Origin of the sequence: Pseudomonas sp. zjy_15 (assembly GCF_043101865.1) — a bacterium.
GTDB classification, from domain to species: domain Bacteria; phylum Pseudomonadota; class Gammaproteobacteria; order Pseudomonadales; family Pseudomonadaceae; genus Aquipseudomonas; species Aquipseudomonas putida_Y.
The window spans coordinates 1-6,332 of the sequence record NZ_JBICII010000002.1 but is presented as its reverse complement, the minus strand read 5'-3'; the positions used below and the strand labels follow the sequence as shown (position 1 = coordinate 6,332).

The window sequence follows — 6,332 nt, the reverse complement described above, 5'->3', positions numbered from 1 at the left end:
ACCGGCAGAGCCGGTGTCACCCCCAGCGGAAGTCTCGAGCTTCAGCGGTTGAAGCGCTCCACCAGCGAATACTGGCTGCCCGCCGTGCTGGTCAGTTCTTCGCTCAGCAGTGCCGAGTGCTGCGCCTGTTCGGCGGTCTGGTCGGCCAGTTCGGCAATGGTGCTGATGTTGCGGCTGATCTCGTCAGCCACAGCGGTCTGCTCCTCGGTTGCAGCTGCAATCTGCGTGGCCATGTCGGTAATATTGGCCACCGCTTCGCTGATGCCTACCAGCGCCTCGTCAGCCTGCATAACCCGATCAACACCTTCCTGTGCCTGGCGGTGGCCGGTTTCCATGGTCAGTACTGCGTTGCTGGCGGTCTGTTGCAGCTTGGCGATCAAACCGTGAATCTGCCCGGTGGATTCGGCGGTGCGCTGGGCCAACTGACGCACTTCATCAGCCACCACGGCAAAACCACGGCCCATTTCACCGGCGCGCGCCGCTTCAATGGCTGCGTTCAGCGCCAGCAGGTTGGTCTGGTCGGCGATGCCCTTGATCACGTCGACCACGCCTCCAATCTCGTCGCTGTCTTTGGCCAGTTGCGTAACCGTCTGGCCGGTCTCGCCCACAGCCGCCGACAGACGTTCGATGGCCTCGCGGGTTTCTCCGGCAATCTGCCGGCCCTGGCTGGTCAGGCGGTTGGCTTCCTGGGTGGCATCGGCGGTGCGCTGCACATGGTTGGCCACTTCCTGAGTGGTGGCAGCCATCTGGTTTACCGCAGCGGCGACTTGCTCGGTCTCCACCCGCTGGCGCTCCAGCCCCGAAGAGCTCTTGTGCGCCAAGGCATCGGACTGGCGTGCCTGGTCGCTCAGGTGTTCGGCACTGTCTTGTAGGCGCGTCAGGCAGGTTTTCATGCGTGCGTCCTGGCTGAGCATCGCCATTTCCAGGCGCGCCTGCACGCCACGGCTGTCGGTGTACATCTGCGCGATCAGTGGGTCGGAAGTGGTTTGCTCGGCCAGTCGCAGCAGGCGCTTGAGGCCGCGTTGCTGCCAGCTCAGACCAAGCAGGCCCAGTGGTACCGAAAGCCCTGCGGCCAAGGCAAAGCCCCAGGAATGACCCAGCCAGTTGCCGATCAGGAAGCCCATCTGGCTGATCAGGATGAACGGTAGCCAGTCCTGCAGCACCGGCAGCCACTTGTCGCGGCGCGGTACCGGCGGCTTGCCCTGGTTGATGCGCTGGTACAGGGCCTCGGCGCGGCGGATCTGCTCGGCGGTGGGCTTGACCCGCACCGACTCGAAGCCGACGACCTGGTTGTTATCGAAGATGGGGGTGACATAGGCGTTGACCCAGTAATGGTCACCGGACTTGCAGCGGTTCTTGACGATACCCATCCACGGCTGGCCCTGCTTGAGGGTTTGCCACATATGGGCAAACACGGCAGGCGGTACGTCGGGGTGGCGCACCAGGTTGTGCGGTGCGCCAGTCAGCTCCTCGCGGGTGAAACCACTGATTTCGATAAAGGCATCGTTGCAGTAGGTGACCACACCCTTGGCGTTGGTGGTGGAGATCAACCGCTGCTGGGCAGGGAAAGTCCGTTCTCTCTGGGTAATCGGCTGGTTGTTACGCATGGGTGATAGTCCGCAGGGCTTTCGACAGGTATCGGCAAGCCGCTGGTTTTATTGAATGGATATTTGGTTCATTGATTGCCATCAATGACGGGTGAGTCAGATGATGACCGAATGGGTGGCCAAGGGCCAGCCCTGTCGCGCGGGACTAGGACGCTTGCGGCTGTGGGGGCATCGGCGCCCATGTAACCAAGCGCCGCCCGCGCGGCGCTCGGTTTAGAGAACGGCACAAATCTTGTGCCAGGCTATCCGTCTCAGTCAGCGATCATCTGGCGCAACACATAATGCAGAATTCCCCCCGCCTTGAAGTACTCCACCTCGTTCAGGGTATCAATCCGGCATAGCACCTCGATCTGTTCCTGCTGGCCATCCTCGCGGGTAATGCGCAAGGACAGGCTCATGCCGGGGCGGATATGTGCGCCGTCCAGCCCCAGTACGTCGATCTGCTCCTTGCCGGTCAGCCCCAGCTGTTTGCGGTTGTGCCCGGCCTTGAATTGCAGCGGCAACACGCCCATGCCTACCAGGTTGGAGCGGTGAATACGCTCGAAGCTTTCTGCCAGCACGGCCTTGACCCCCAGCAGGTTGGTGCCCTTGGCTGCCCAGTCGCGGCTCGAGCCGGTGCCGTACTCCTGGCCGGCAATCACCAGCAGCGGGGTGCCTTCCTGCTGGTAACGCATGGCTGCGTCGTAGATCGACAGCTTCTCGCCAGTGGGCACATGCAAGGTGTTGCCGCCTTCTTCACCTGGCAGCATTTCGTTGCGGATACGGATGTTGGCGAAGGTGCCGCGCATCATCACTTCATGGTTGCCACGCCGCGAACCGTAGGAGTTGAAATCGCGTGGCTCCACACCCTGTTCTCGCAGGTAGCGCCCGGCCGGGCTGTCGGTCTTGATGTTGCCGGCGGGGGAAATGTGGTCAGTGGTCACGGAGTCGCCCAACAGTGCCAGCACCCGTGCGCCGTGAATATTGGCAATTTGTGGCGGCGGCCCGCCGATGCCGTCGAAGAACGGTGGGTGCTGGATGTAGGTGGAGTCAGCCTGCCACACGTAAGTGGCGGCCTGTGGCACCTCGATGGCCTGCCACTGCGCATCACCGGCAAACACTTCGGCGTATTCCTTGTGGAACATCGCCGTATCGACCTTGGCCACAGCCTCGGCAATTTCCTGCTGACTCGGCCAGATATCACGCAGGTAGACCGGTTGGCCGTCCTTGCCTGAGCCTAGCGGGTCGCGTGTCAGGTCCAGGCGCACGCTGCCGGCCAGGGCGTAGGCCACCACCAGCGGGGGCGAGGCCAGCCAGTTGGTCTTGACCAGTGGGTGCACGCGGCCCTCGAAGTTGCGGTTGCCCGATAGCACCGAGGCCACGGTGAGGTCGGCGCTGCCAATGGCTTTTTCGATCGCCTCGTCCAGCGGGCCGGAGTTGCCGATGCAGGTGGTGCAGCCATAGCCGACCAGATCAAAACCGAGTTGGTCGAGGTAAGGCGTGAGCCCGGCTGCCTTGAAGTAGTCGGTGACGACTTTGGAGCCCGGCGCCAGCGAACTCTTGACCCAAGGTTTGCGTTGCAGGCCCTTTTCCAGTGCTTTTTTCGCCACCAGCCCGGCAGCCATCATCACGCTGGGGTTGGACGTGTTGGTACATGAGGTGATCGCGGCAATCACCACGGCCCCATCGCGCAGGGTATGGGTCTGGCCCTGATGGCTGTAGTCGATTGCGCCGGTCTGGTCGGCGTTGCCCACCGCCACACCGCCGCCGCCCTCGCTTTCCAGGCGGCCAACTTCTTTGGTCAGCGGTTTGGGCTGCAGCTCGATGAAGTGGTCGAAGGCTTGGCTGACCTGGCCCAGTGCTACGCGGTCCTGCGGCCGTTTGGGCCCGGCCAGGCTGGCTTCGACCTCGTCCATGTCCAGTGCCAGCGTGTCGCTGAATGACGGCTCATGGCCGGGCAGGCGCCACATGCCCTGCGCCTTGCAGTACTGCTCCACCAGCTGCACGGTCGCTTCGGGGCGGCCCGAAAGGCGCAGATAGTCCAGGGTGACCTGGTCGACCGGGAAGAAACCACAGGTGGCGCCGTATTCCGGTGCCATGTTGGCGATGGTCGCGCGGTCGGCCAGGGGCAGCTCGGCCAGGCCGTCGCCATAGAATTCAACGAACTTGCCCACCACGCCTTTCTTGCGCAGCATTTGCGTCACGGTCAGCACCAGGTCAGTGGCAGTGATGCCCTCCCGCAGCTTGCCGGTCAGCTTGAAGCCGATCACTTCGGGGATCAGCATCGATACCGGCTGGCCGAGCATGGCCGCTTCCGCTTCGATGCCGCCGACACCCCAGCCGAGTACGCCCAGGCCGTTGATCATGGTGGTGTGCGAGTCTGTGCCTACCAAGGTATCGGGGAAGGCATAGGTGCGGCCATCAGCCTCACGGGTCCACACCGTGCGGCCCAGGTATTCCAGGTTGACCTGGTGGCAAATGCCAGTGCCCGGGGGTACCACGCGGAAATTGTCGAAGGCGCTCTGGCCCCAACGCAGAAAGGCATAGCGCTCACCATTGCGCTGCATTTCGATGTCGACGTTTTCGGCGAAGGCGTGCGGCGTGCCGTAGCGGTCGACCATTACCGAGTGGTCGATCACCAGGTCGACCGGTGACAGCGGGTTGATCCGTTGCGGGTCGCCGCCAGCCTTGGCCATGGCGGCGCGCATGGCCGCCAGGTCGACCACGGCGGGTACGCCGGTGAAGTCCTGCATCAGCACCCGCGCCGGGCGGTACTGGATCTCGCGGTCGGAGCGCCGTTCGCCCAGCCAGTGGGCAATGGCGCGCAAGTCGTCGCCGGTGACGGTCGCACCATCCTCCCAGCGCAGCAGATTTTCCAGCAGCACTTTCAGCGACATGGGCAGACGCTGCAGGTCACCCAGCTGGCGGGCGGCCTCGGTGAGGCTGAAGTAATGGTAGGTCTGGTCGCCGACCTTGAGGGGCTTGAGGGTGTTCAGGCTATCGAGCGAGGGCATTGCCAACTCCTTCTGCACCGGTGCCCGGCAAATATTCACGGTTTGCCGGCAGCACCGCTCTGTATCGGTCCGCACGGCACGGACCTGGCTGAATGGTCAGGTTAGACCGGTTTACGCTACCTGACCCTTTTCTGGACCGGCGGGGCGTGTCGCAGGTTCCGAACTTCCTTTATCATCGCCGCCCTGCCGGCGCCTGTGGTGCGCCAGCCGTAGTGGAGTGAGAGATGAATACCCTGTTCATGCATTGCCGGCCCGGTTTCGAGGGCGAGGTTTGCGCCGAAATCAGCGAACATGCCGCCCGCCTGGGCATTGCCGGCTATGCCAAAGGCAAGCCGCAAAGTGCCAGCGCCGAGTTTGTCTGTAGCGAGGAGGGCGGTGCCGAGCGCTTGATGGGGGAGCTGCGCTTCAACCAGCTGATTTTCCCGCGGCAGTGGGCACGTGGCGGTTACGTCGAACTGCCGGAAAGTGACCGCATCAGCGTACTGCTGGCGCAGTTGGCCGATCTCCCGGTGTTCGGTAGCTTGTGGCTTGAGGTGCTGGACAGCAACGAAGGCAAGGAATTGTCTACCTTTTGCCGAAAGTTCGAAGTGCCGTTGCGCAAGGCCCTGGAGAAGGCCGGCCGCCTGGTCGACGACCCTGGCCGCCCACGTTTGCTACTGACCTTCATCAGCGGCCGGCGGGTGTTTGTCGGCGTTGCATCGGCCAGCAACAGCGCGTTGTGGCCCATGGGCATCCCGCGCCTGAAGTTCCCTCGCGAGGCACCTAGCCGTTCGACACTCAAGCTGGAAGAGGCCTGGCACCAGTTCATTCCGCGTGAGCAGTGGGAGCAGCGCCTGGGTGATGACATGACCGGTGTCGACCTGGGAGCCTCGCCGGGCGGCTGGACCTACCAGCTGGTGCGCCGTGGCATGCTGGTGACAGCCATTGACAACGGGCCGATGGCCGAAAGCCTGATGGACACCGGCCTGGTCCAGCACTTGATGGCCGATGGGTTTACCTGGCAGCCGAAGCAGCCGGTAGACTGGATGGTGTGCGATATCGTCGAGAAGCCGGCGCGTACCACCTCGCTGATCGAAACCTGGCTGGGTGAGGGGTTGTGCCGCGAGGCAGTGGTCAACCTGAAGTTGCCGATGAAGCAGCGTTATGCCGAAGTACGGCGCCTGCTCGACCGCATGGAGGCAACATTCAAGGCACGCAAGATCAGGGTGTCGATTGCCTGCAAGCAGCTTTACCACGACCGCGAGGAAGTGACGTGCCACCTGCGGCGGCTCGATCTGAAGCCACGCTGAGGCCAGCACGTCGTTCTGCTTCTGCTTCTGCTGTTGCTGTTGCTGTTGCTTCTAAGCGCGCGATAGTTCAGGCGACGCAGATTGCGACTTCAGGAGGCCGAGTGCAGGGTTTGCGAAGGGAGGTGACGGGCATGGATGCCCGTCAAGCGCTGGGCCCCAGGATGGGGCCTGCAGCGCGGTCCTCCCGGGAGCAAGCCCGGAGCGAGGGGACCCCGGAGCGCAGCGCAGGGGCCGGATGATGGGAGCCGACGGTTTTTGGTTCCTTTTTGCCACGACAAAAAGGGACCCGCCGTAAGGGCGGAAAGGTGACTATGCGCCACCTTCGCGAATGAATACCTACTTGATGTGGATGCTCACATCCAAGAAGCAAGAAGCAAAGAGCGAACTCGTCTGTTTTGACTCGGCGAACCGTCCATTTGCGATGGCGACGCTGACTCACCTTT

General features: G+C 63.0%; 3 protein-coding genes. 1 reads left to right on the top strand and 2 read right to left on the bottom strand.

Annotation, left to right across the window (positions count from 1 at the left end; translation table 11 throughout):
- Nucleotides 1-41: 41 nt before the first annotated feature.
- Nucleotides 42-1,607 carry a PAS domain-containing methyl-accepting chemotaxis protein gene (locus ACF8EF_RS00020; RefSeq protein WP_176684417.1) on the bottom strand — a complete coding sequence of 522 codons (1,566 nt, stop codon included), beginning with the start codon at nucleotides 1,605-1,607 and terminating at the stop codon, nucleotides 42-44.
- A 251-nt stretch (nucleotides 1,608-1,858) separates the two neighbouring features.
- Entirely contained in the window at nucleotides 1,859-4,600 is a 2,742-nt protein-coding gene (acnA, locus tag ACF8EF_RS00015) for an aconitate hydratase AcnA (RefSeq protein WP_392460322.1), read from the bottom strand.
- Between the two features lie 224 nt (nucleotides 4,601-4,824).
- Here acnA and rlmM point away from each other — a divergent pair, with 224 nt between their 5' ends.
- Nucleotides 4,825-5,889 (top strand): 23S rRNA (cytidine(2498)-2'-O)-methyltransferase RlmM, encoded by a 1,065-nt coding sequence (gene rlmM, locus ACF8EF_RS00010; protein ID WP_176684415.1) that lies wholly within the window; start codon nucleotides 4,825-4,827, stop codon nucleotides 5,887-5,889.
- The last annotated feature ends 443 nt before the right edge of the window (nucleotides 5,890-6,332 follow it).

Bases quoted from the DNA above. Each gene is read 5' to 3' on its own strand.
- acnA (WP_392460322.1), bottom strand. From the start codon at position 4,600: ATGCCCTCGCTCGATAGCCTGAACACCCTCAAGCCCCTCAAGGTCGGC.
- rlmM (WP_176684415.1), top strand. From the start codon at position 4,825: ATGAATACCCTGTTCATGCATTGCCGGCCCGGTTTCGAGGGCGAGGTT.
- ACF8EF_RS00020 (WP_176684417.1), bottom strand. From the start codon at position 1,607: ATGCGTAACAACCAGCCGATTACCCAGAGAGAACGGACTTTCCCTGCC.